The organism is Psychrobacillus psychrodurans, from assembly GCF_050209195.1.
Taxonomy (GTDB): Bacteria; Bacillota; Bacilli; order Bacillales_A; family Planococcaceae; genus Psychrobacillus; species Psychrobacillus psychrodurans.
Map to the genome: position 1 here is coordinate 3,135,398 of NZ_CP189791.1, position 24,123 is coordinate 3,159,520.

Consider the following 24,123-nt stretch of genomic DNA (forward strand, 5'->3'; position numbering starts at 1 on the left):
TTACAATTATCTATTTACCCATTCTTAGCTTTCATAAACTTTTTTTAAAAGCCTTTGTAAATGATGGGAAAGCTTTGCGAATAAAGAAATAGCATAGATAGCCAAGAAAAGCACCGAGCGTATTTAACCATAAGTCGTCAACGTCACTGCTCCTGCTTTGAGGAACCTGCATTATTTCAATAAATAAAGATATGCATAGACCTGCCAATATAGGAAAAATGAAAAACTCCATTTTATTAAAGAGTAGAGGTAAGAGAAATCCAATAGGTATAAAAAGAATTATATTACCAAGAAAGTTAATATAAAAAGGCTGCCAAAATCCTAGGTATACAATCGCATTATACGTTTCTTTCACAACACGAAACAACTCCAAATTGACCCCAGTTGTATAGGCAGGCACCTCACCTATTTTTGGTATTATTGTTTGAGAAAATAAACCAACAAGCACAGAGAAAAAAACTAAAATGCCAAGCTCATGTAAAAACTCTTTTAGCTGGAACCCTCTCTTTTTCCAACGAAACAGTCGCCAAATGACGATCAATGGAAATGCGATCCCTATAAAAAACAACATATCATCTATATAATTTATGATTACATACATCTACTCACCTTCAAATAACTCTTCTAAAAATTTTTCCCTATTGTCTAAGAAATATTTTGTAATTTGGTAATGCCCTGTCATTTCATAGCTGATTTCCTCAATCTCATCGTCATCAAAGCTTAGGATTGTCGCTTCTGGGTAGCCTAATATTATTGGTGAATGAGTAGCAATGATAAATTGACAATTATTTTCTTTGATCAAATCATGCATTATACGTAAAAATGCCAATTGCCTCTGTGGTGATAATGCTGCTTCAGGCTCATCTAAAAGATAGATAGCTTGTCCGTTAAAGCGATTTAGAAACAAAGAAAGAAAAGATTCTCCATGTGATTGCTCATGAAGAGAGTTACCACCATAGCTATCAAGGACACCCCGTCCAGGATTGTCTCTTTCCAGTTGGTCAATATGTGAAGCAAATTGATAAAAGGATTCTGCTCTTAAAAAGAAACCATTCGTAACTTTTGGCATCCAGGAAAGTCTAAGGTACTTCCCAAGTGCACTTTCTGAAGCGTCCACATCATATAAATTATTGCGGCTACCTCCAGCGGTATTAAATTCACATTTATCTGCAATTCCCTCTAATAAAGTGGATTTTCCAGTCCCATTCTCTCCCACAAAAAAAGTTACAGGAGAGGTTAGCTCTAGTTCTTCAAAGTTACTAATAGCTGGAATTGTGAAAGGATATTGACTTTCCACTTGTGGCTCTTTGAAAAGGGATACTCTATTTAAAAACATATGATTACTCTCCCACTCATATCATTAATTATTACTTCTGAAGAAAGGTTGTTTGCCTTGGATCTACCTGTTCGTATAGAAACGAAATATATTAAGAAAAGTTCACCAAGTATTAACGTTTATTATCCTATTGTAACTAACTTACCTCATCCAGCAGTAGAAAAAAAGATAAATGCAGATATTATTCATGCACTAAACAAGCTTTTAATAGAACAAGGATTTTACAGTGAGCATTTAGTAGAAATGGTCGGTACCTATGAGATTAAAACAAATGAACGAGGAGTTCTGAGCTTAAGTTTGACTGTCTATTCATTTACAGGAGGTGCGCACGGTCTTACAATTACTAAATCTCTTACCTTCGATGTCAAGACTGGCAAACAGTATGTACTTAACGACCTGTTTAAGCCGGATAGCAACTATGTGAAAGTTCTCTCTGAAATGATTGAAAAGAAAATGGTAGAGTGGGATGTACCTCTTTTAGAGGATTTTACACAAATACGTAGTGACCAAGACTTTTACATCGCTGATCACTCCCTTGTCATTTATTTTCAAGTGTACGAATGGACTCCATACGTATACGGCTTCCCCTACTTCCCAATTACCATCAAAGATATAGAAGGAATTATACGGGAAGGTGGAATTCTAGAAAAAATGATTCCGTTCTAGTGACAACCACTCTTTAGTACGGTAAAGTATTAATCAAATACGTGCTGGAGGATTCAGATAATGAAAAAAGCAATTTTCTTTGACTTAGATGATACTTTACTATGGGATAACAAAAGTGTATCCGTCGCATTTCAAAAAACATGTTCTTATGCTGCTACACAGGTTAATGTCGATCCACTTGCATTAGAACAATCCGTTCGTGCAGAAGCAAGCGCATTGTACGATACATATGAAACAAGACCATTCACTCAAATGATCGGTATTAATCCTTTTGAAGGACTATGGGGAACATTTGACGACCCTTCTGAGGATTTCCAAAAAATGAAATCCACCATACCTGCTTATCAACAATTAGCGTGGACCTCGGGATTAGAAAAGCTGGGGATTGAAAATGAAGATTTAGGCAAAGAGCTAGCAGAATATTTCCCAAAAATGCGCAAAGAAAGCCCATTTGTATATGAAGATACCTATGAAGTTTTAGACCAGTTGAAAGGCAAATATATATTATTATTAATGACAAACGGCTCACCTAGCTTACAAAATATCAAATTGGAAATCACACCGGAAATATCTCCCTATTTTGACCATATACTCATCTCTGGAGCATTCGGTAAAGGGAAGCCTGATCCAGCCATTTTTAAACATGCATTAGAAATTGTCGGATTAACGGCAGATGAAGTATTGATGGTCGGTGATAATCTAATGACCGACATATTAGGTTCCTCTAAGGTGGGCATGCAATCCGTTTGGATCAACCGCGAAGGAAAACCTATCAGTGAAGAAGTAAAACCTACGTATACAATTGAGAATTTACGCGAACTATTGACGCTGCTCGCATAACAAGAAAAACCAGGCACAAAGACGCCCAGTCCTTTAAGAACTAAACCATAGATTTGTCTTTGATTGTAGGGAAGACTTCACACTTATTGATGGAAGTGGAATGTGGCGACTCCGGTGGGATAAGCGAGAAAGTCGAGACCCCACATGTAGCGTAGCGTACGAGGAGGCTCGACCTCGCCCGCGGAAGCGTCCACATGGAACGAAAATCATAGGATTATTAATTCTCTTAACTTCATGTTCCACAAATTTCCTAAGCATAAAAAAACTGACTCCAAGACAATCACTTGTCCAAGAGTCAGATTTTTTTAATGTTTATCGTCAAACAACCTAAGAGCCTCTGTTCTCCTATAGATCAATTGGTGTTGCATCAAAGATGTCTTCTAATCCTTTAAGCTGTTCAATGCCAGACTTTTCTACATGTTTATCAATAGAAATCATCATAATCGCATCCCCACCTACTTCAGAACGACCCACTTGCATCGCTGCGATATTGATACCTTCCGAAGCAAGCAATGTTCCTACGCGACCAATAGCACCCGGTTGGTCTTTATGGCGGATGAACAATAAGTAACCAGATGGAATTACATCTACGATAAAGTCATCTACACGTACGATACGACCACCTAGACCGTTTAACAATGTACCTGCAACTTTTCTCGTACCAGTTGCCGTTCTCACTTCAACCGTGATTAAGCTTGTAAATCCTTTTGACTTTGAAGTTTTTAATTCGTTTACAGTTATACCCAAACGGTCTGCAAGAAATTTCGCGTTTACATCATTAACTGATTCGCCTAATTTGCTTTTTAATAGTCCTTTTATAGCATTACGTGATAATGGGCGAGTATCTAAATTTGCCAATTCTCCTGAATAAGTAATATTAACCTCCTCAGGCACTCCTTCTGCAAGATCGCTTAGGAATGAACCTAATTGTTCACCTAGATTGAAGAATGGCTCAATTTTAGCTAGGACATCTTTTGGTACAGAAGAAAGGTTAACTGGATTTTTCACAGTCCCATTTTGTAGGAAGCTTACTACGTCATAGGATACATCGATTGCCACAATCTCCTGTGCTTCTACCGTACTAGCACCTAAATGAGGAGTTGCAATGACCTGTGGAAGCGTTAAAAGTTTATGTTCTACAAATGGCTCTTCCTCAAATACATCTAGTGCTGCTCCTGCAACCTTACCCGCCACGATTGCATCGTATAAAGCATCTTCATCGATAATCCCACCACGTGCACAGTTAATAATTTGCACACCATCTTTCATTTTTTCAAAAGCTTCTTTATTAATTAAATGACGAGTTTCCTTTAATAGTGGTGTATGCACTGTTATAAAATCTGCAGCTCTAATGACATCCTCTACAGATCCAAATTGAACACCTAATTTTTCTGCTTTTTCTGCAGTTAGGAATGGATCATATGCAATTACATTCATACGTTGGCCTTTTGCACGGAAAGCTACCTCTTGTCCGATTCTTCCGAAACCCAGGACACCTAGAGTTTTGTTCTTCACTTCTACACCGATAAATGTTTTACGATCCCATTTTTTGTTTTTCAAAGAATGGAAGGCTTGTGGGATATTACGCGCAAGTGACATAAGCATAGCGATAGAATGCTCTGCTGCTGAATTTGTATTTCCATCAGGTGCATTAACTACGATGATACCGCGCTCTGTTGCAGCTGTTAAATCGATGTTATCCACTCCAACTCCAGCACGGCCAATAATTTTTAGGTTAGATCCTTTTTCAATAATTTCACGAGTAACCTGGGTTTGGCTACGAACTAGTAATGCATCAAACTCACCAATTTTTTCACCTAGTTGTTCTGGAGTTAGTCCGGTATCTATAACAATATTAAATCCTTCTGCTTCTCTTAGAGGAAAAATACCATCTTCGCTTAGTGGATCACTGATTAGAATATTGAATGTCATATTAATCTTCTCCTTTTACTACAATATTTTTGTACGATTACTTACCTCAGACAAATTATGATTCTCCCCCTTATTTTGAAAACATAAAAAAGCCCTCCACTCCCTACAATTATGTAAGGGGCGAAGAGCTTATAATAACTCACGCGGTACCACCCAAATTTTACTGCAATCATCTCGCAGATTCTCAATTAGTATGCTTAACGCGCATTTACGGATGAACCTAAATCCTCTGTTTCAGTCCACCAATTCTAGAGTGCTACCCTACAAACGAAACCACTGATTTACACCAACCATCAGCTCTCTTAAGATCTCAACAAGTACAGTCTATCTCCGTCAATATTGTTTACGCTTTATTGAATTAAAACCATCATACTTACCATGAATTGAATTGTCAATATAGTTAAAAAATTTGTAAACGCTACCATTTTCTTTTACATTCCAAAAACATTGATTTTATGCATTTTCACTCATTCATAAAAATTTTTTATATTTTTTATAATTCGTGTTCTAATAATAAAAACAATGAAATTAAATTTAATGTACTAATTATACCTCGAAGTACGAACACTAATATTAAATTCCAAATTAAAGTTCGTATTAAAAAAATAAAATTAAAGAAATAACTACAATGTTATTGACCTCTAACGATATAATTTGTACACTGTAAAAAACCATTTGTTTATTCGGTAAGTACAAATATAATAAAACAGTAAGGATTTGATTAGATGAAAGTAAGCAAATTTGGCGGAACATCTGTAGCAAGCGCAGCCCAAATAAAAAAAGTGGCAGCAATTGTTAAAGCAGATCCATCTCGAAAATTCGTTGTTGTGTCTGCGCCTGGTAAACGCTTCGATGCTGATAAAAAAGTAACAGACTTACTAATAGAATTAGCCGTTGCCGCAATACATAATGAAGAAGTAGAAGAAAAACTCTGCCAAGTAGTGAATCGGTATAAAGAAATTGCACAGGGGCTAGCGCTAGATGAGACAATTTGTGACGTCATTGAGGAAGACTTACGAGCACGTATCAGAGAGGACCAAAGCGTTCTTGAATTATTTATAGACAATATTAAAGCAAGTGGAGAAGACAACAATGCAAAGCTAATTTCTACTTATTTCACTAGCATTGGACTTGACTCTCAATATGTTAATCCGAAGACTGCTGGATTAGTTGTAAACGATTTTCCTGAACGAGCCCAAGCTCTACCTTTGGCATATGATAATCTACATGCATTAAACAACATTTCTGGTGTTGTTGTATTCCCAGGTTTTTTTGGATATACACCAAACGGAATTCTACGCACTTTCGATCGTGGAGGGTCTGACATCACTGGTTCTATCCTTGCTGCTGCGGTCAAAGCGGATTTATATGAAAACTTCACTGATGTCGATTCTGTATTTTGTGCTAATCCTAAAGTAGTAAACCATCCTGCCGAAATCGAAGAGATAACTTACCGAGAAATGCGCGAACTTTCTTACGCGGGCTTCTCCGTTTTCCATGATGAAGCCCTAATGCCGGTATACAAAAGTGGAATTCCAGTATGTATTAAAAATACAAATAACCCATCAGCTCCAGGTACGAAGATAGTAGCTAAACGGAAAGCTAACAAGCGCCCTGTAACTGGTATTTCTGCTGATAACGGATTTTCTATTTTATATGTAAGTAAATATTTGATGAACCGAGAAATCGGCTTTGGTCGTAAGTTGCTCCAAATTCTAGAAGAGGAGCATATTTCATATGAACACACTCCATCGGGGTTAGACGACATTTCCGTTATCATGCGCAGTCATCAATTAGACGCAGAAAAAGAAGAACGTATTATGAATCGTGTATTGAATGAACTTAATGCAGATGATGCACATTTCCGACATCATTTTTCGATGATTGTTATTGTAGGAGAGGGTATGAATAATAGCACTGGACTTGCAGCTCGTGCTGCATCTGCCATAGCAAACACTGGCGCAAATATTGAAATGATTAACCAAGGTTCCTCAGAGGTTAGCCTTTCTTTTGGAGTTCATGAAAGCAATGAGAACAAAATACTGCGTGCCCTTTACAATGAATTTTTCTCTGCAGTAACAGTTGGATAACAAAGCAGGCTACCTCTTATATAGAGATAGCCTGCTTCTATGTTCTTGGCAAATTGTAGTTCTAGTGAAAATTCAGTCCTTTGGCTTTTCATAGTGGGCGTCTTTGCCGCTGCATTTTACTTTAGTATCTAAATAACATAGTAATGAACTCGTGCCCTCCACCAATTGTCCAAAACAATATTAAGTCTCCACGCTTTATCTTTCCAGATTCGATTCCCTCATGAAGGGCAATAAATGGACTACTTGTACCAGTATAACCATACTTATCTCCTACATAAATAACCTTTTCTTCGGGTATATCAAAATGTTTTTGAATTTCATCCATATTAACTTTAGCAAATTGAGATAAGCAAAAAACATCAACATCATCAATTTTAAGTTGATTTCTTTCTAAAATGACTTCAAACATTTCATACGTATAAGGGAGTGACATTGTTCCGTCAAATGGTAGCCAAAGCATGGATTCTGCACTTTCACCTGCTTTAATTGTTTGAGATAGTCCCTTGTGTGGATATAAGATATTATTTCGGTTACTTGAGTCCACTTCAAACATCGCGTCTACAAATCCTATATCGCTCTCAGTCTTTTCTAAAATAATTGCAGAAGAAGCATCCCCAAAGTTAGCATAAGTCATTGCATCCGTTGGATCAGCCACTAATGAAAGATAATCAGAACCTACTACAAGTGCTGTATTAACATGTGGATTAGATTTCATATATCGTGATGCCTGTTCAACTGCTATCGTCATACCGGCACAATTTGCGTTCATATCAAAAATAACAGTTCCTTTTTTTGCTTGAATAGCATTATGAATGAACATAGCGTTGGTTGGAACAGTCACTTCTGGTACTTGTGTAGAAAAAACAATCATATCTATATCCTTACCTTTTAATCCCGCTTTTTTCAACACCTGATTTGTCGCTTCAATCGCCATCGTAATAGTATTTTCTTTAAGATTATCAATGATATAACGCTTTTTTCTGCCCATAATATTCAAGAAGTTTGTAATATCTTTCCCTTGTTTTTTAAAATGTTCAAGGTAAACGTCATTATCTACTTGTTTTTTCGCATGGTAAACATCAACCGCTTTTATTCTAACGTTAGTCATAATTGTAATAAACCTCACTAATTAATTTTAGTATTATACTGAAATACAAATAATTATTTTCTTAACTCAAACATTATTTTGTGCTTTAAAGTTATAATCTTTGCTATGTAAATCAATTTCAATATTACTTGTTTCATAAAAAAATACGAATGTATACTTAATATCGCAATATATTATTCGTTTTTTAAAAGCGATCCCGTTGATTGGAGTGGCAGGCGGCGACTCCAGCGGGAACAGCGCGAGCTGAAAGCCCCGCAGGAAAGACAGTGGTCGAACTTTGTTTGACCACTGTCTTTGCGACGAGTAACCGCAGGAGCACATGTTTTCGTAGTGACGAGGAGATTGAAGCCGTGCCCGCGGAAAGCGTCCGCCTAGAGCGGAAATCAGCTTTGTTCGGATTTAACTATATAATATTCTTAAATTGATTCATGTAAATATCAAATAAAAAAGGCAGGATCCTATAACTAGCTTCCTACCTTTTTGCAAGTATTAATATTTTTGAACTACTTCAAACTGAGTTAACCCTACATTACTCGCCAAACGTTTTAATTGCATGGAGATTATAGCACTTTTCTTAATACCTACTTCTACTTTCTTAAATCCAGAAGATTTATATAGTGCTAAACAATTTTCAAGGTCTGGTATCATTTCTTTTGTTACTACGTCCAAATCTCTGCAATCAAATTCCAGAACGAATTCACTTGTATTAACTGATGATAACTTAAGCTGATAATCATCAACAAATTGTTTAGCTTTTTCAGGAGTAAAAGTCCCACTCACCGTCATATCAACAGTCTTTTCCGCGACATTAACTTTCATTGTGTAAGTTCCTTCTGCCATAATTTATTAACACTTCCTTATTAAAATATGAAAAAGTTGAATTTCATCTTCACTTAAATAGGTATTTTAACTTATAACATTTTCCCTACTTTAGACACGTAAGACAAAAAAACTTCCCACTAATAAGTATCGTCATATAACAAAAATTGTTAATACCCATTTAATATTACACAGCTATATTTTCCGTCCATTCATGTTGAAATTGGTTTCAGATGGTTAAATCCAATTGACTTCTTATAATGAACAAGGGTCATTTTCTCATTTACTTTCCATTCATCCCCAGTTTGGATATAGCCAATCTTCTCGTATAAATAACAATTTCTCTGTTCCTGTTTTATAGTATCTAACTCCCAGTTCTCCGCTTCAGGATATATACTTTCTAATCGATTCATTACTTCTTGAGCAATTCCTTTCCCCTGAAACTGTTGTAAAATATTGATCATATGTAAACGCATAATACCAGAGGACTTCGGATAAACATGAACACTTCCTACCAATAAATCATCTTCATAAATCTTATAGTAATCCCCTGTTTTTAGTCGTTCTATAAATCTTTCGAACGATTGAAAGACTGGACTTGTGTCATGATCCTGATACTTTTCATAAACAGGTTGAAAAACTATTTTTTGCATCGCGAATAACTCCGCAGCATCTGATAAATTAGCCTTCCTTAGTGAAATAGATGACCTGCTAATCTCAAACAGTGGTTTTAAAATATGATATGGGATGAAATCTCCTCTTTCGACAAGCTCAAATATTTCATCAACTGTTGCCCATTTTGCATCTGCTACCTCTTCGTATTGCAGATTTAATTTTTCCACATCAATATCTTGTTTTACTAGCCAATGGTCATCAAAACCACGAGAGAATTTTACAGTAAATATCACCTCTGCATGTTCCATTTGTAACTCAATGCCTAATTCTTCTTTAGTTTCACGAATAGCACCCATTTCACTAGTCTCCCCCATTAAAACAGAACCTGCAGCAGAACAGTCCCACATATTTGGCCATCCTATTTTCCATGGCTGGCGCTGTTGAATTAGAAACTGGCCATTTTTATTCATGATCCAAATATGTACTACCTGATGAAAATCTCCTTCACTCATTTCATCTCCTCTTATCCATGTCTTTCCTACTTTTTCTCTGAACCCATTTACAATATCCCACTGTTCCATTTCTTCACCCGCTTTACCCAGTTTTGATTAAAATAGTATATCATTTTATTTCCTAATTTTTGACGATATTTGACATTTATATTTTTGTATGAGATAATTCAATAGTTAACATTTGGTACGGCATAGTTTTTAGATATTGGCATTCTGCTATATGTGTTTTTGATAATACTTATTCACACTGGAGCGGCTACAGGGTCGCAAGGACGTAAAAGAAGGTAGGGTTTACGTTGCTTAGGTTAGAAGGCAACCAGTGGAACAATTTACCGCGGCATTGAAAGTGTTTCTTTCATGGAAATTATTCCCCGAGCTTTTCGGGATGAAATTTAAAATTCAAAAGTTATGTTATACCTATACAAAATCAAGGGGTGTTCTCATTAAGAGAACACCCCTTGTCCAATTTATAACGCATCAACAGGCATTTAACCCTGCACCAGGTGCCTTCTGAATCATAGTGTAGTCGTTCAACTGTTCATTAAAGCCCGAATACAAGATATGGTCACTCAGGCAATACCTTACGACCCGGCGCTGCCTAAGTTCCTTATTAAACCCAAAGGAATGACACCCCTACTTATTGAAGTTTGTATTATAATACCATCCCTTTATTTCGTTTATTATATTCTTTAAACGTTAGCAGATAGATGAATCCACTCAGTAATGCTAAAGCTGCTAGTATAACAAATGTCCACGTAAACCCAATCCATGTAACTAGCGGAAATACTAAAGGTGCAATCGTCCGACCAATGGTATAGCGCAAACTTGCCGCTGCAAAATACTGTCCTCGCATATCGTCAGGTGCTAATTTTGAAACAAAGCTTTCCTGCAACCCAACCGTTGCTAATTCGCCTAATGTAAAGATTGCCATTGCAATGAGGAAGACCCAGAAGTTCGCTGTCATTGGGAAAATCAGCATTGCCACTGCATATAAGAACGAGGATAGAAAGAACACCCACTTCTCCCGATACTTCGTCATCCATCTAGTGACAAACACTGTAAATAACACTACCAACAATCCGTTTTCCGAAAGTAGAATACCGAACGATCCTTCTCCAGTTACAGCCCACTCTCTATTAAACAAATTACCAAGCACCTGCTTATCGATAGCCTCTTTCATATAAACTGGTATAAGCATATCCAATTGCATATATGTTTGTGCTAACAAAATACCAGCAATGACAAATAAGAAAAAAACTTTATCCTTTACTATTAATCCATAGGCTTTAACCTGCTTGACTATAATCTGCATCCAATTATTAGAGCCGCTTGCCATTTGTGCTCGTACATCCGTCGGTAATGTCTCTTCTGTTAAAAATCTAATGGCCAAACCTACCAAACAGAAAATAATACCTGCAACCAATAGAAGAGCAAAACGATAATTAAAGAATAATACTGCTCCTACTATTGGTCCTATAACTACTGAAATATTAATAGACGTATAGAACACCGAAAATACTGTACTTCTGTCTTTCTCCGGCACAACATCTGCGACAATTGCTTGACTTGCAGGATGATACAAGGAACCAGCCATACCTGCAATCGTAAAGGCCACAAAGCTGAGCATCGGTGAATCGAACCAAGGCGAATTTGCAAAGGCAAATAAAATAAATGCTAATCCTTCTGCTGTTGCAGAGAAAAATAACATCGTCCTTCTACCAAACCTATCCGCACAATATCCTCCGATTAAATTTGCTCCAATCGAAAATACTTGCGATGCTACCAATAGTATCCCTGCCATACTAGTTCCAAATTCATCAGCAAAATAAATCGCTAAAAAAGGAAATACCATCCAAAAGCTTAAATTACTAAAAAACTCTCCAAATAAACGGACCTTCAAACTACGATCCCAATCTCTTATTCTCATTCTCATCATTTTTTCCTCACAACTCGTATCATAGATTAAACTATATTACCACATTATTTCGATTTACGAAATAGCTGTTTTTCCTTGAGCTTAACCTAATTGAAGAATGATTGATTACTTTCGGATAGCCCACTGAATAGCTAATATAGGCCATAAATCTCTTTATATAGCCTTATGTTTCGACTAAAGCCCATAGACATATCAATATACCCCATAATGTTTCAATTATAGCCCATAAACCAATTACAATCGCCCATAAAAAGACCTCACCACATTAAACAATGTAGTAAGGCTCTTGCTCCCTATCCCCTATAAACACTTTCACATGTTCCAGCTACTGGTTCATAAAAACAATGTTGTTTAAATTGACCTGTAAAAGGCTGATCGTACCATGTCGGTGGGCATGGACCATATGGATTAAAATACCAAAGAGAAAATTTCGCTGGATGGTCTCTCCAATAATCTAGGGCCTTTTTTGCTAATCTTTTTTCAACAGTTCTCGCTCTTTCATAAAACAAATTTCCCTTTTGAACAGCTTCAAAAGAATAGTTATTTCCTTGTACTTGAAAAATGACATCTTCGATTGTTCTTACATCTTTAAAGTCTAAACAATCTGCGTTAGCACGATTAACAATTACATTTCCTACATATAACATTCCTTGCTGTCCTTCAGCTTCTGCTTCCGCTCTCATCATCCTAGCCATTAAATCCACGTCTTTACTTCGGTAAGCTATTCTTGGCATTTTTTTCACCCCAAAGTATAGTATGAAAAAATGCCTTCATTGGTGTCATATCCACCTCGAAGAAAAAATATCAGATTCATAAATCCTTAATACGACGGGATTTGATTACTTTAAATAAAATGAGGAACCATCAATCATTTCAACATCTTTCCTTTTTTTAATCTCGTCGATTAAGAAAAACAAGGCTTCATCCTTCTTTTTTGCCTCAATCATACAATCAATCTGCGAAACCGTACCCTTGATTTCTCTTAAAAAGTGGAAAAACATATTCACATCCACATAGTCCGAATGATGACGAAATTCAGCCTCATTTTTGGGGCTAGAAATATGCATTTTGATAGGAAGGGGAGATTCACCCCAAGTTGCCACTGCTCGACTCCAATTATCTTCCCATTTTTTATTACGGTGATGGGCAAGATGATGATGATAATCAAAAACAAGTGGAACTTTTAATTTTTCGCACAAATAAAGGGTATCTTCAAATGTAAAAGAAGTATCATCGTTTTCTAGTATGATCATCTTTTGAATGGAGCTAGGAACATCATTCCAATTATTTATAAAACGTTCCAATGATTTTTCTGTATCTTTATAGTTACCACCAATATGAAGAACACAGCGATGTGTAGGATCAATCTGCATTTCCTTTAACAGCAAATAATGCATATTTAATGTTTTTAATGAATTAATTAATACTTCTGGTTTGGAGGAATTCAGTATAACAAAATGGTCTGCATGAAAATCAATTCTCATATTATGTTTTCTCGTAAACTCACCTATTTCATTTAGCTTTTCTTTTATCGACGGTATCATAAAATCCCAATCGGGAAGATCTACATGGTTGGCTAACGGAATTAACCGAGAAGTTAAGCGATAAAAATGAATTTCACTAAACATATTATGTTTAAGAAGTCTATGCGTATTTTCTAAATTAGCTAGCGTAATCTGTTCTAATTTAGAAATTGCAGCTTCACGATCTCTGTATTTTTGAAATTGAGAGAATTTCATTGTTTTGGATGGGGAAGCATTTTTTAGTTCCATACTCATCGCAACATACCCTAGACGTACAATTGTCATTTTTATCACCTCTTCCATTAGTATGGAGAAAATAGCTAGGAAGTACACTATACACAGCTAAATAAAAAAACTACGAAGGATTATCTCCCTCGCAGTCTCTAGAAAGTTATGAAATTTTTCTTCTAGGAATCATGTTAAAGACGATATTTAAAACAATTGCGGTCACGCTTCCTGCTACAATCCCATTACTCGTCAATATTTCCATGTTCTTTGGTAACTCAGCAAATAACTCAGGAACCACTGTCACACCAAGTCCAATACCAATTGAACATGCTATTATCATCGAATTATCCTCAGTATCGGACACTACTTTACTTAACATTTTTATCCCTTGTGCTACAATCATCCCGAACATAGCAATCATTGCCCCACCTAACACGGACTCAGGAATGATTGTCGTAAGAGAAGCAATCTTAGGGATGAAGCCAAGTACGATAAGCATTGCTCCAGTTATATAAATGACTGTTTTCGTCTTAACACCTGAGATTTGCATAAGCCCTACGTTTTGAGAAAACGTTGTATAAGGGAATGAGTTGAAAACACCACCTAATACCACGGCAATTCCTTCCGCACGATAGCCTTTTGTTAGATCCTCTTTTTCTATTTTCTTCCCAAGCATATCACCGAGTGCAAAGTATACTCCAGTCGATTCGACTAACGATACTATCGCTACTAAAGTCATTGTAATAATAGGTGAAGCTTCAAAAGTTGGGGTACCAAAGTAGAATGGTTGAATCATATGGAAAAAGTCTGAATCTCGCACAGGAGAAAAGTCAACTTTCCCCATAAATGTTGCGACAATTGTTCCACCAACAATCCCTATTAAAATAGAAATAGCTTTTATAAAACCTGTAGAGAAGCGGTATAACAATACAATAAATAAAAGGGTACCAAAGGCTAGCAGAATGTTAGAAACGGAACCAAAGTCTTCTGCTCCTTGTCCGCCCCCCATATTATTGATAGCAACGGGTATTAACGTAATTCCAATAATAGTTACAACAGAACCAGTTACAACGGGAGGGAAAAACTTTACAAGCTTCCCAAAAAATCCACTTATTAATATAACAACTACACCAGAAACAATAATTGCTCCATAAATAGCAGAAACCCCGTAATCCCCACCTATAGCGATCATTGGTCCAACTGCAGTGAATGTACATCCTAATACTACAGGGAGCCCTATTCCAAAAAATCGGTTACTCATAACCTGTAAAATTGTTGCCACACCACACATTAATATATCAATAGCTACTAAATACGTAAGCTGTTCTGTCGTTAGACCAATTGCTCCCCCAACGATTAATGGTACAATTACCGCTCCTGCGTACATTGCAAGGACATGCTGAATACCGAGCGCAGTGTTTTTTAAAGCGCTATTCATTTTATCGTTTCCTCCTCAAAAAACTCAACTTTACCGTTTGACAATGATTTAATATTGGCAAGTGAATCTACACGAATACCTTTATCACGAATAAGTTTTCCACCAGGCTGAAAACCTTTTTCAATAACTATCCCAACACCTGCAGTTTCTGCTTCTGCTTGATTTACAATATCTAAAAGTCCTAATGCAGCTTGTCCATTAGCCAAGAAGTCATCAATGATTAGTACCGTATCTTCATTATTAATAAAATCCTTAGAAACTGAAATATCATTCGTTTCTCCTTTAGTAAAAGAGTGCACCTTCGAAGTAAATAGATTGTCAGAAAGCGTTAATGATTTACGTTTTCTTGCAAATACAACTGGAACACCTAATGTAAGTCCTGCAAACATAGAAGGTGCAATACCTGAAGATTCAATCGTTAGTATTTTAGTGATTCCACAATCTTTATAACGTGCAGCAAACTCATTACCTATTGCTTGCATTAATACAGGATCGATTTGATGATTTAAAAAAGTATCTACTTTTAATACATTTTCTGATAAAACTTTACCGTTTTTAATAATTTGATCTTGTAGTAATTTCATAATTAATCATTCCCTCTCCAGTTTTAATTTGGACAAATAAAAAGCCCAAATGATATTGCAGCCACTCAGTTATGGAGTGGAGCAATGTCATTCGAGCTAAAAAAGTCGAATCGAAATAAAATAGATTATGACAATAATGCCATAAACCAAGTATTTCATCGCCACCCATAGTCAGCTTGTTTACGGTAAGCTGGTAGAAACTTGCAGGCCATATCCCTGCTATTATACGAGTTGTTGCTATTTGAATATTTCTCATTATAGCACGCTTATCCCTATTTACAATCACCCTCAAATATGTTCAATGATTCATAAAATTCAGTCGCAAACTATAACTTTGGCCTCTTTCATTTGAAGTAGCATAATGTATCAACTCTCCTTAAAATTACTATGCACCCAAGGAAGTCTTACGCACGCAATTTCACTCTATGCTCCCGGGCAAAGTTCTTATCCGCCCAAGACACGCCTTTATAAGCCCGCGCAAAAGTCCTACGCCCAAAATTTTGCACTATGCGCTCGGGCATAGTGCATATCCGCCCTAGAAACAGCTCTATAAGCCCGTGCCGAAGCCATACGCCCGCAATTTCACTTCATGCCCCCAGGCACAGTGCGTATCCGCCCGTGACACAACTCTATAAGCACGGGCGGAAGTCTTATACTCGCAATAACAGTGACACAAAAAAACATCCACGCTTTACTAAAACGTAGATGTTCACGAGTGTTCAGTTTTCAGTGACTTAAAGCCTTGTATAAAGCTAGTTGGATTTTCTTGAATTTGGAATGGAAAAACACCTTGATTTGTGTGAAGGTATAATAGGCCGCCTCCAAATGAGAATGGCTTATGAGATACATCATGTACATGCTGTAATTTAAACTTATGTCGATCAGATACGAACCCCTCCATTGATAAATGAAGTTCGAATTGTTTTTCAACCTGTTTCATTTGATAGTAGAAATCTATTTGACGTTCAATTTCAATATATCCTATGAGATATTTACTCATTTGTTGCACCTCCTATACCTCAACTATTTTAGCATGATTGGAGTGAGAAAATACATTATGACAACTTTAAATCAGCTTCACAAATTCTGCCGTTTGGCTTTCTAATTTTATTGCTGCTGATGAGATGTCTTTGAATTCCTCCAAAGCAGAGCGTATTTCTTCCTGGCTTTTTTCTATACTTGTCTGTGAATTACTATTACTAGTCGTTACTTTCTCTACTTGCTTCGCTATTCCTTCGATGTTTTCACGTACTTCTACGATTGAGTTCTCTACTCTTCCCGCTAATTTACGTACTTCCTGGGCAACAACATTAAACCCACGTCCATGCTCTCCTGCCCGTGCTGCTTCTATTGCCGCGTTCAGTGCAAGTAAATTCGTTTGAGCCGCGATTTCTCGAATTGTTTGGACGATTCCTCGAATCGAATCTGCTTGTACTTGTAAGCTTTGCAAAGTATCTGTATTTTCTTTTGAGCCAATTGCAATTTCATCAATTCGCTGCAATAATTCCTCACTTCTAGTTGTTCCAACCTCTGCGCGAGTACTTAATTCCATGGACATCTCTTTCAGTTCTTCAGTCACGCCCATTAATATTTCATGACGTTCCGTTACATTCGTTGCAACTTTAGTAACTCCGAGCACCTTTCCAGCAGAGCCGAATATCGGCATATAAGTCGCTTCTAACATAACACTAGTACCTTGTTTTGTTTTACGCTCCACCTTATCTTGAAAGTTTTTCCCACCAAATAAATCCTTCCAAAACTTTTCATATTCTGGACTATTTGCGAAAGCTGGAAAACATAAATCTCTATGCTGTTTCCCCATTAACTCACTTGCAGTATAGCCGATTTCTTTTGCAAAATTTTCATTAACGTAAGCTACACGGCGATCTAAATCAAATCGAATAATAGCTAAATTCTTTTCTAAAGCCTCAACCACAGTCATATCGTTTACTTCTTCTACTTGTGAATAATTCACAATCCCATCCCCCGTATCTATCTTTATATTGGTGCATAATCAGTTAGATCTAAAACTGTTTCTTCCCCTAAGATTAATCTAGCTAACTCAGCACCAACAAAAGGTCCTGCTGTTAAACCTGATGCCCCTAATCCGTTGGAGAAATAAATGGACTCATAGCCAGGTAACTTTCCAATTACCGGAAGAAAGTCTGGTGTATATGGTCTAAACCCCACTCGTACCTCTGCAATAGAAGCACTATTAAGTGAACTAGCGATACTTACAGCACTCTTGAGAAGCTCTTTCTTACCTGCTTCTGTCACATTGGCATCATAACCAGTGTTTTCTTCGTATGTAGATCCAGCCACAACCTTGCCATTATCAAAGGTCAATAAATACTGATTTGTTGGTGGCAAGACAACCGGCCATTCTCCAGTATACAAATTATTCACTTGAAAATGCATGATTTGTGCTTTTTGAAAACTAACTTTCATATTAACACCAAGCTCTTGAGGTATCTCATTGCCCCATGCACCTGCAGTTAAAACGATGGCATCAGCTTCCATTTGTTGACCATCCACTATTAAAATACCATTCGAAATTGAAGCATTGCCATAAATTACTTCCGCCCCTAGTTTTTTGGAAGCACTTATCAATGCATCACGCATTGCACCGCCATCCACTCGTGCAGCACCTTCTACATACAAAGAAGTGAATTCTTCTGAAATTAGAGGGAAATGCTCCTTAGTTTCTTCTGGTGATAATATTTTCAGTTCACCTATTTCAGCCGCATCTACTCTTTTTTCCAACGCTCTCTCTAGCATTTTCTGTAATTTTTTCGGATCATTTTGAAGAGCAATGGCCCCCACCTTTTTATAACCTGTAGAAGTCTCTCCTAGAGTTTCTAATTCCTCTACAAGTTGTTTATAGTAGTACGCTCCATTTTTTACTAATGTGTACCATTTTTTATTTCTTCGTTGAGAGATCCATGGGCAAATTATCCCCGCAGCTGCAGCAGATGCCTGGCCCATATCCTGGCGATCTACTAGCGTAACTCTCACATTTCGTTTTGCAAGATGGTACGCAGCCGACGCCCCTAGAATCCCGCCACCTATTACGATATAAGAGGACATTGTTTACTCCACTCCACTTTCTAGAATAGAGAACGTTATATTTTCACAATTAATCTCCGCCTTTGCCCCATATGGCAGCACAAATTTAGGTTCCGTATGTCCAAAGTTCAAGTTATATAAAATTGGTAGATTTTCTAAGGAAAGTTCTTTCATAATTAAACGAATGGAATCCTTGTATTCCTCGTAGTACTTCTCATTTTGAGGCTTACCAAAAATTATTCCTTTCGCTTGCTGAAGAATTCCCTGCGAGCCATAATTGCGTAGCCAATATTCTAAATTTCCAGGTGTTGGAAGCTCTTCAGACGTTTCAAAAAATAAAATACTATCTTTCCAATATTCTTCTGCCGGCCAAAGCGATGTACCTTTAGCAAATTCTAAAACTTCGATACAACCCCCGATTAATCTGCCTTTTACTACTCCTGAACCTTGTAATAATTCATAGCCATTATTTGGATTCATTTGACGTTTTTTATCTTTATTTTCAACAATCCATTCTAATCTTTGACTTGTCCATTCTGTTGCAGGTTTCACTTCACCTATTGGGCCACTCAAGAACAAAGTCTTCTTCAAAGCCTCTACCGTATATTCATGCATTTCTACATTTTCTGCGAAATCCATTAATATAGCTGGTCCATAAAAGGAGGATATGCCTGCTTTATGACAGAATAGATGCGTTACAGTAGAGTCCGAATAGCCTATAAATACTTTTGGATTATCTCGAATTACATCAAAATCAATATATGGTAATAATCGAATACTTTCGCTACCACCAATATTAGAAAATATACCTTTAATGGTAGGATCCTTAAATGCATTCATTAGATCCTCTGCACGAGCCTGTGGGTTTTCGTATAAATAGTCTCCACCCTTTAAGCTATTTGGCATCGCTATAACTTCCAATCCAAAAACGTCGCGTAATCTTCCTATTCCCTGTTCATATCTCCAACGAAGATCTGGTTCCCCAGCTCCTCCCCATGACAAACTAATCGTCGCCACCTTGTCTCCAGCTTTTAGCATTTTTGGTTTTTTAAGCATGACAAATCCCCCTTTTTATTCATTATAAAGCAATCTGTCCACAATGAATGTCTAATTTGAAAAATTTTGGGTATAAAAACAATATACATAAAACTGTAATGGAAGAGGAAGTGTGTTAGATGAAATGGAGAGGTAGAGCTGGTAGTTCTAATGTAGAAGACCGCAGGGGTATGAGTGGCGGAAAAGCTATTGCTGGAGTGGGCGGAGGCTTGGGTTTAATCATTGTTATCATCATTTCCTTACTTGGTGGAAACCCTGATGAGTTGATTGGAAATCTTGGTACAACAGATCAATCAAGCAATGTTCCGTATGAGGAAACTGAACAAGAAAAAGAACTATCCGAATTCGTTTCTGTTGTACTAGCTGATACGGAAAAGGTTTGGACTAAAATATTCCAAGAAAATGGAATGGAATACATAGAGCCGACTTTAGTGTTATATACAGATAGTGTCGATTCTGCTTGTGGAGCAGCTGGTGCATCAGTTGGACCTTTTTATTGTCCAGGTGATCAAAAATTAGATATCGACTTAAGCTTCTATCAGGAATTACAAACGAAGTTCAATGCTCCTGGCGATTTTGCAATGGCTTATGTTATTGCGCATGAAGTTGGTCACCATGTTCAAACTTTACTTGGGACAACTGAACAAGTTATGCCTCTTCGACAGAAGCTAAGTGAAGAAGAATTCAATAAGTACCTTGTCCGCTTTGAGCTTCAAGCAGATTATTTCTCCGGAGTATGGGCGAAGCATGCCCAAGGAATGGGCTATCTGGAAGAAGGAGATTTAGATGAAGCATTGACCGCTGCAAGTGCTGTTGGTGATGACACACTTCAAAAACAAGCTATGGGCTATGTTGTTCCAGAAAGTTTCACACATGGGACCTCTGAACAACGTAAAGGTTGGTTTTATAAAGGTTATGAAAAAGGAACAATTCAAGGTGGGGACACGTTTAATAGTAAAACTCCATAACGTATTTTCTCATTGCCCCCTATGCTATAATATGATAAAAGTGAAAATTCCATCAGTTTGGGTTTTCTATTGACCGAACCGTTCGGGCTTTTACAAATGCGGGCAAATAAGAAGATTGCGCCAAAAAGGAGTTACGCTGAAGATGAAAATACCTTTTACTAAGATGCATGGCTGCGGAAATGATTATATTTATATTAACTGTTTTGAGCATACTATCGATGACCCTAATACACTAAGCCAGCATATATCTGACCGCCATTTTGGAATTGGTGGGGATGGGATAGTATTAATATGTCCATCCGATATTGCAGATGCAAAGATGCGAATGTTCAACATAGATGGTAGTGAAGGGAAAATGTGTGGAAATGCTATCCGCTGCGTTGCTAAATACGTGTACGATAATAATATCGCTACAAAAGAAGTGTTAACAATTGATACCCTTAGTGGCGTTAAAACAATGGAACTCTATATTGAAAATGGCAAAATGAATTTTGCCAAAGTAGACATGGGCAAAGCCATTTTAGAACCTGCACTTATACCCGTCCAATCAAAAGAAACAAATCCGTTAATAAACTTACCACTTCAAGTAGAAGACAAAACATATCACATCACAACAGTGTCTATGGGCAATCCTCACTGTGTTATTTTTGTGGAAGATCCAATGTTGGTAGACTTACCATTAATTGGTCCAAAATTTGAACAACACTCATTTTTCCCGGAAAGCGTAAATACAGAGTTTATTTCTGTAGAGAATCGTAAGACTATTCATATGCGTGTATGGGAGCGCGGTAGTGGAGAAACGCTTGCCTGCGGAACTGGGGCATGCGCTGCAGTCGTTGCGGCAGTTTTAAATGGTAACTGCGACAAAGATTCCGATATTACCGTAAAATTACTAGGCGGGGAACTTATCATACGTTATACCGATGAAGGTGTATATATGACAGGTCCTGCAGTAAGTGTCTTCAATGGTGAGATTGAAGTGTAGTATTAAGATGATAGAGGGAGAGCCTTTCTAGCGAAAACTAGTGAGGTTCTTTTTATGTTATATAAGTGTGGATGAGTTAAGGGCTATGTTGTTTAGTTTATGAGCTATTAGTGAGCGGTTATGGGCTAAATTTAGAAACTCATGGACTGTCTTTCAATTTATCGATTAATAGAGTGGAGTTATGGGCTATGTTGAAAATTTTATGGGCTATAATTTTTAATTACATTGGTATAAATCGTCAATCTCTTTAATAGACTATAATCTACTAATGTTAATTTAGGTTTGTAAAATTATTAAGAATTGTAATGACATTGCCAAGTTGTCGTAATATTCTCGTAACAAAGTATTGGTAAGATGTGCTTAGACTGAAAAAGCAAGGGGTAGAGTATTTGAGAAGAATTCTTTGGACACTCATCATCACATTTGCACTATTGGTTAGCGGGACAAGCACAAGCCTAGCCGCATCTTCAACTTACACTGTACAAAAAGGAGATACTTTGTATAAAATTGCTAAAACACACAAAGTATCTGTATCAACTTTAAAGTCTTGGAATAATCTAAAATCAGATACGATCAAACTCAATCAAAGTTTAAAAATATCATCAAAAGCGGCTACTGCTGCGAAGAAAAAGAAAACTCCCTCTAGAACGACAGATGATAAAGTAGTTAAAGAGATTGTTGTCTCTGCAAGTGCATTCACAGCAACTTGTAACGGATGCTCTGGTGTCACTAGCACAGGTATTAACCTTAAACGCAATCCAGATGTAAAAGTCATCGCAGTAGATCCAAAAGTAATTCCACTTGGCACCAAAGTTTATGTCGAAGGTTATGGATACGCAGTAGCTGGAGATACAGGTAGTGCAATCAAAGGGAATAAAATAGATGTATTTTTTTCATCGAAAAGCGAAGCCTATAAATGGGGTCGTAAAAGTGTCAAAGTTAAAATCTTAGAATAATAGAAAAGTGCAAGCGTCGACTTGTGTGGAGTTAGACATAGATAAAACCAACCTTCTTAACTAGAAAGTTGGTTTTTTGATGTAAAAGAAATCATTTCTTCGCATATTACTTCATAGTAGGATTGTTCATGTGGTACAAAGCTCTCTTTATCAACCATGTGATGAATTGGTCTTCTTGTTCCATCTTCCTCTACCTCGAAACCGATAATCTCTATTTCCTCTATTTCACTCTGCCATAAACTCACAAATTGAGTTAGCTCCACTCTTACTACGCCAGACACTTCCTCAACCTGTAGAGTAAATTGTTCCAAATCCAATACGCAGTCGTATAAAAATACATGTGCTAATTCATTATCTATTAAATCATCCGTCGTAACAGAGTATTTTATAACACCAAGTGAATACAATTCCTCAAAAATGATATCAATTCCAAGCTCTTCTTTTACCTCGCGTATCCCATCAAAAACTGATTCACTTTCCAATAAATGACCCGCGGCAGTAATATCCAACAATCCCGGATAATCCTTCTTCAAATTGCTGCGTAATTGTAAGTAAACATATTGTTTTCCTTCATGGTTACCAATGAACCAGCATTGAAATGTTTCATGCCATAAACCAAGACGATGAATTTCCTCTCGGGTATCTACACCTATTTGCTGATGCTGCTCGTTAAATACTTTTAGTAGCTCCTGCTCCATATAATCCCTCTTAATTTATTTATTTATTTTCAATTAGCTCTACAAATTGATTTAATTTGTCCAAGGAAATGATGTTCTCATTACATTTTTGACTATCTTGGCAAATATAATTTCCTCGCGTTATAAATGCATCCTGAGTCATGCCCTTGACCGATGAAGTAAACATTCCAATTTCTTCAGTTCGATTACATAATGCACAAATCCCTTTTTTATTGGAGTTTTTATAACCCCCAGAAATTCCTACTAATTTATTTTTGTATTCAATAACAAGAAATTTTTTATTGGACCCTTTATCCAACCAGCCTAAATAAGATAATTCTTTAAAGTCTATATTCTCTAATGAAGGAATTTTGAGTTTCTTCGCTTTCGGAAAAATCTTTTTGATAGCAGTCTCGCTTATCTCTTTAAAGGGGATAACATAAGGCTTTAGGGTTTCTAAAAAACTTTCTGCTTCTAATTTTTCTTTTATTTCTACAATTGGATTCAATAGGCTTTTTTGATCTTCTGTAGATTCCTCAAATAGCCCAAGTACTTTCTCTAATGACAGTGCTCTTAGGGCATTTAATACTCCACGATCATTTACCGTTGCATGTCCATTTACCAATGCCTGTGTCTGTTTTTTTATATAGTTGTATTGGTCACTTCTAATGAAAGGATTCATATTTACCTCTCCATTCACAATTATTTTCGTTAGTTCAATTGTATCGAATAATAATTGATTAATAAATGGATAAGATGATTAGGAATTATTTTCACCATATGAATAC

The 24,123-nt window shown here is 36.8% G+C and carries 23 protein-coding genes, 1 riboswitch and 1 other annotated feature; of the genes, 6 read left to right on the top strand and 17 right to left on the bottom strand.

Annotated features, from left to right (window positions below):
* Positions 1–31 precede the first annotated feature (31 nt).
* Together ACQCPR_RS15520 and ACQCPR_RS15525 are read right to left on the bottom strand one after the other, a co-directional pair.
* Complete coding sequence (locus ACQCPR_RS15520) at positions 32–601, bottom strand: VanZ family protein (RefSeq protein WP_340930548.1); 570 nt, start codon at positions 599–601, stop codon at positions 32–34.
* The gene (locus ACQCPR_RS15525; RefSeq protein ID WP_427137457.1) at positions 602–1,336 is read right to left on the bottom strand and encodes an AAA family ATPase; all 735 of its coding nucleotides are present in this window, start codon (positions 1,334–1,336) and stop codon (positions 602–604) included. It lies immediately after the preceding gene.
* Between the two features lie 57 nt (positions 1,337–1,393).
* Here ACQCPR_RS15525 and ACQCPR_RS15530 point away from each other — a divergent pair, with 57 nt between their 5' ends.
* Positions 1,394–2,002 carry a DUF3298 and DUF4163 domain-containing protein gene (locus tag ACQCPR_RS15530; RefSeq protein ID WP_093495095.1) on the top strand — a complete coding sequence of 203 codons (609 nt, stop codon included), beginning with the start codon at positions 1,394–1,396 and terminating at the stop codon, positions 2,000–2,002.
* A 60-nt stretch (positions 2,003–2,062) separates the two neighbouring features.
* Positions 2,063–2,842, top strand: coding sequence for an HAD family hydrolase (locus ACQCPR_RS15535; RefSeq protein ID WP_427137458.1), 780 nt, complete (start codon positions 2,063–2,065; stop codon positions 2,840–2,842).
* A 345-nt stretch (positions 2,843–3,187) separates the two neighbouring features.
* On the opposite strand, the gene serA is transcribed toward ACQCPR_RS15535, so the two are convergent.
* Entirely contained in the window at positions 3,188–4,774 is a 1,587-nt protein-coding gene (serA, locus tag ACQCPR_RS15540) for a phosphoglycerate dehydrogenase (protein ID WP_427137459.1), read from the bottom strand.
* Between the two features lie 113 nt (positions 4,775–4,887).
* Positions 4,888–5,120, bottom strand: a binding site (T-box leader).
* Between the two features lie 379 nt (positions 5,121–5,499).
* Here serA and ACQCPR_RS15545 point away from each other — a divergent pair.
* Positions 5,500–6,864, top strand: coding sequence for an aspartate kinase (locus ACQCPR_RS15545; RefSeq protein WP_427137460.1), 1,365 nt, complete (start codon positions 5,500–5,502; stop codon positions 6,862–6,864).
* Positions 6,865–6,985: 121 nt separating this feature from the next.
* Here ACQCPR_RS15545 and ACQCPR_RS15550 read toward each other — a convergent pair whose 3' ends face one another.
* The 12 genes from ACQCPR_RS15550 to ACQCPR_RS15605 form a co-directional block, all read right to left on the bottom strand.
* Positions 6,986–7,972, bottom strand: a complete 987-nt coding sequence (locus ACQCPR_RS15550; RefSeq protein WP_427137461.1) for a ketoacyl-ACP synthase III — start codon at positions 7,970–7,972, stop codon at positions 6,986–6,988.
* 489 nt (positions 7,973–8,461) lie between these two features.
* Positions 8,462–8,791 (bottom strand): hypothetical protein, encoded by a 330-nt coding sequence (locus ACQCPR_RS15555; RefSeq protein ID WP_427137462.1) that lies wholly within the window; start codon positions 8,789–8,791, stop codon positions 8,462–8,464.
* A 212-nt stretch (positions 8,792–9,003) separates the two neighbouring features.
* A complete protein-coding gene (locus ACQCPR_RS15560) occupies positions 9,004–9,987 on the bottom strand; it encodes a GNAT family N-acetyltransferase (protein WP_427137463.1) in 984 nt (327 codons plus the stop codon).
* A 583-nt stretch (positions 9,988–10,570) separates the two neighbouring features.
* Positions 10,571–11,851, bottom strand: coding sequence for an MDR family MFS transporter (locus tag ACQCPR_RS15565; RefSeq protein WP_427137464.1), 1,281 nt, complete (start codon positions 11,849–11,851; stop codon positions 10,571–10,573).
* 296 nt (positions 11,852–12,147) lie between these two features.
* Positions 12,148–12,588 (bottom strand): cell wall hydrolase, encoded by a 441-nt coding sequence (locus ACQCPR_RS15570; RefSeq protein WP_090568329.1) that lies wholly within the window; start codon positions 12,586–12,588, stop codon positions 12,148–12,150.
* 105 nt (positions 12,589–12,693) lie between these two features.
* Positions 12,694–13,662 carry a UV DNA damage repair endonuclease UvsE gene (uvsE, locus tag ACQCPR_RS15575; RefSeq protein ID WP_427137465.1) on the bottom strand — a complete coding sequence of 323 codons (969 nt, stop codon included), beginning with the start codon at positions 13,660–13,662 and terminating at the stop codon, positions 12,694–12,696.
* A gap of 106 nt (positions 13,663–13,768) precedes the next feature.
* Positions 13,769–15,043 carry a nucleobase:cation symporter-2 family protein gene (locus ACQCPR_RS15580; protein WP_427137466.1) on the bottom strand — a complete coding sequence of 425 codons (1,275 nt, stop codon included), beginning with the start codon at positions 15,041–15,043 and terminating at the stop codon, positions 13,769–13,771.
* Entirely contained in the window at positions 15,040–15,627 is a 588-nt protein-coding gene (locus ACQCPR_RS15585) for a xanthine phosphoribosyltransferase (RefSeq protein ID WP_427137467.1), read from the bottom strand. Before ACQCPR_RS15585 ends, ACQCPR_RS15580 begins: the two co-directional genes overlap by 4 nt.
* Positions 15,628–15,775: 148 nt before the next feature.
* Positions 15,776–15,877, bottom strand: a riboswitch (purine riboswitch).
* Positions 15,878–16,336: 459 nt separating this feature from the next.
* Positions 16,337–16,627: a hypothetical protein gene (locus tag ACQCPR_RS15590; RefSeq protein ID WP_093495106.1), complete on the bottom strand. Its 291-nt coding sequence runs from the start codon at positions 16,625–16,627 to the stop codon at positions 16,337–16,339.
* Between the two features lie 66 nt (positions 16,628–16,693).
* Positions 16,694–17,602 carry a methyl-accepting chemotaxis protein gene (locus tag ACQCPR_RS15595; protein ID WP_427137468.1) on the bottom strand — a complete coding sequence of 303 codons (909 nt, stop codon included), beginning with the start codon at positions 17,600–17,602 and terminating at the stop codon, positions 16,694–16,696.
* Positions 17,603–17,625: 23 nt separating this feature from the next.
* Positions 17,626–18,714, bottom strand: coding sequence for an NAD(P)/FAD-dependent oxidoreductase (locus tag ACQCPR_RS15600; RefSeq protein ID WP_427137469.1), 1,089 nt, complete (start codon positions 18,712–18,714; stop codon positions 17,626–17,628).
* 3 nt (positions 18,715–18,717) lie between these two features.
* Complete coding sequence (locus tag ACQCPR_RS15605; RefSeq protein ID WP_427137470.1) at positions 18,718–19,749, bottom strand: S66 family peptidase; 1,032 nt, start codon at positions 19,747–19,749, stop codon at positions 18,718–18,720.
* Positions 19,750–19,868: 119 nt separating this feature from the next.
* Here ACQCPR_RS15605 and ypfJ point away from each other — a divergent pair, with 119 nt between their 5' ends.
* From ypfJ to ACQCPR_RS15620, 3 genes are all read left to right on the top strand, one after another.
* Positions 19,869–20,717 (top strand): KPN_02809 family neutral zinc metallopeptidase, encoded by an 849-nt coding sequence (ypfJ, locus tag ACQCPR_RS15610; protein ID WP_427137471.1) that lies wholly within the window; start codon positions 19,869–19,871, stop codon positions 20,715–20,717.
* A gap of 142 nt (positions 20,718–20,859) precedes the next feature.
* The gene (gene dapF, locus ACQCPR_RS15615; protein ID WP_427137472.1) at positions 20,860–21,702 is read left to right on the top strand and encodes a diaminopimelate epimerase; all 843 of its coding nucleotides are present in this window, start codon (positions 20,860–20,862) and stop codon (positions 21,700–21,702) included.
* Positions 21,703–22,091: 389 nt separating this feature from the next.
* Positions 22,092–22,658: a LysM peptidoglycan-binding and 3D domain-containing protein gene (locus ACQCPR_RS15620; RefSeq protein WP_269922327.1), complete on the top strand. Its 567-nt coding sequence runs from the start codon at positions 22,092–22,094 to the stop codon at positions 22,656–22,658.
* 56 nt (positions 22,659–22,714) lie between these two features.
* Here the strand turns inward: ACQCPR_RS15620 and ACQCPR_RS15625 are convergent, their stop codons facing one another.
* Complete coding sequence (locus ACQCPR_RS15625) at positions 22,715–23,356, bottom strand: NUDIX hydrolase (RefSeq protein ID WP_427137473.1); 642 nt, start codon at positions 23,354–23,356, stop codon at positions 22,715–22,717.
* 19 nt (positions 23,357–23,375) lie between these two features.
* Positions 23,376–24,017 carry a FusB/FusC family EF-G-binding protein gene (locus tag ACQCPR_RS15630; protein ID WP_427137474.1) on the bottom strand — a complete coding sequence of 214 codons (642 nt, stop codon included), beginning with the start codon at positions 24,015–24,017 and terminating at the stop codon, positions 23,376–23,378.
* Positions 24,018–24,123 lie beyond the last annotated feature (106 nt).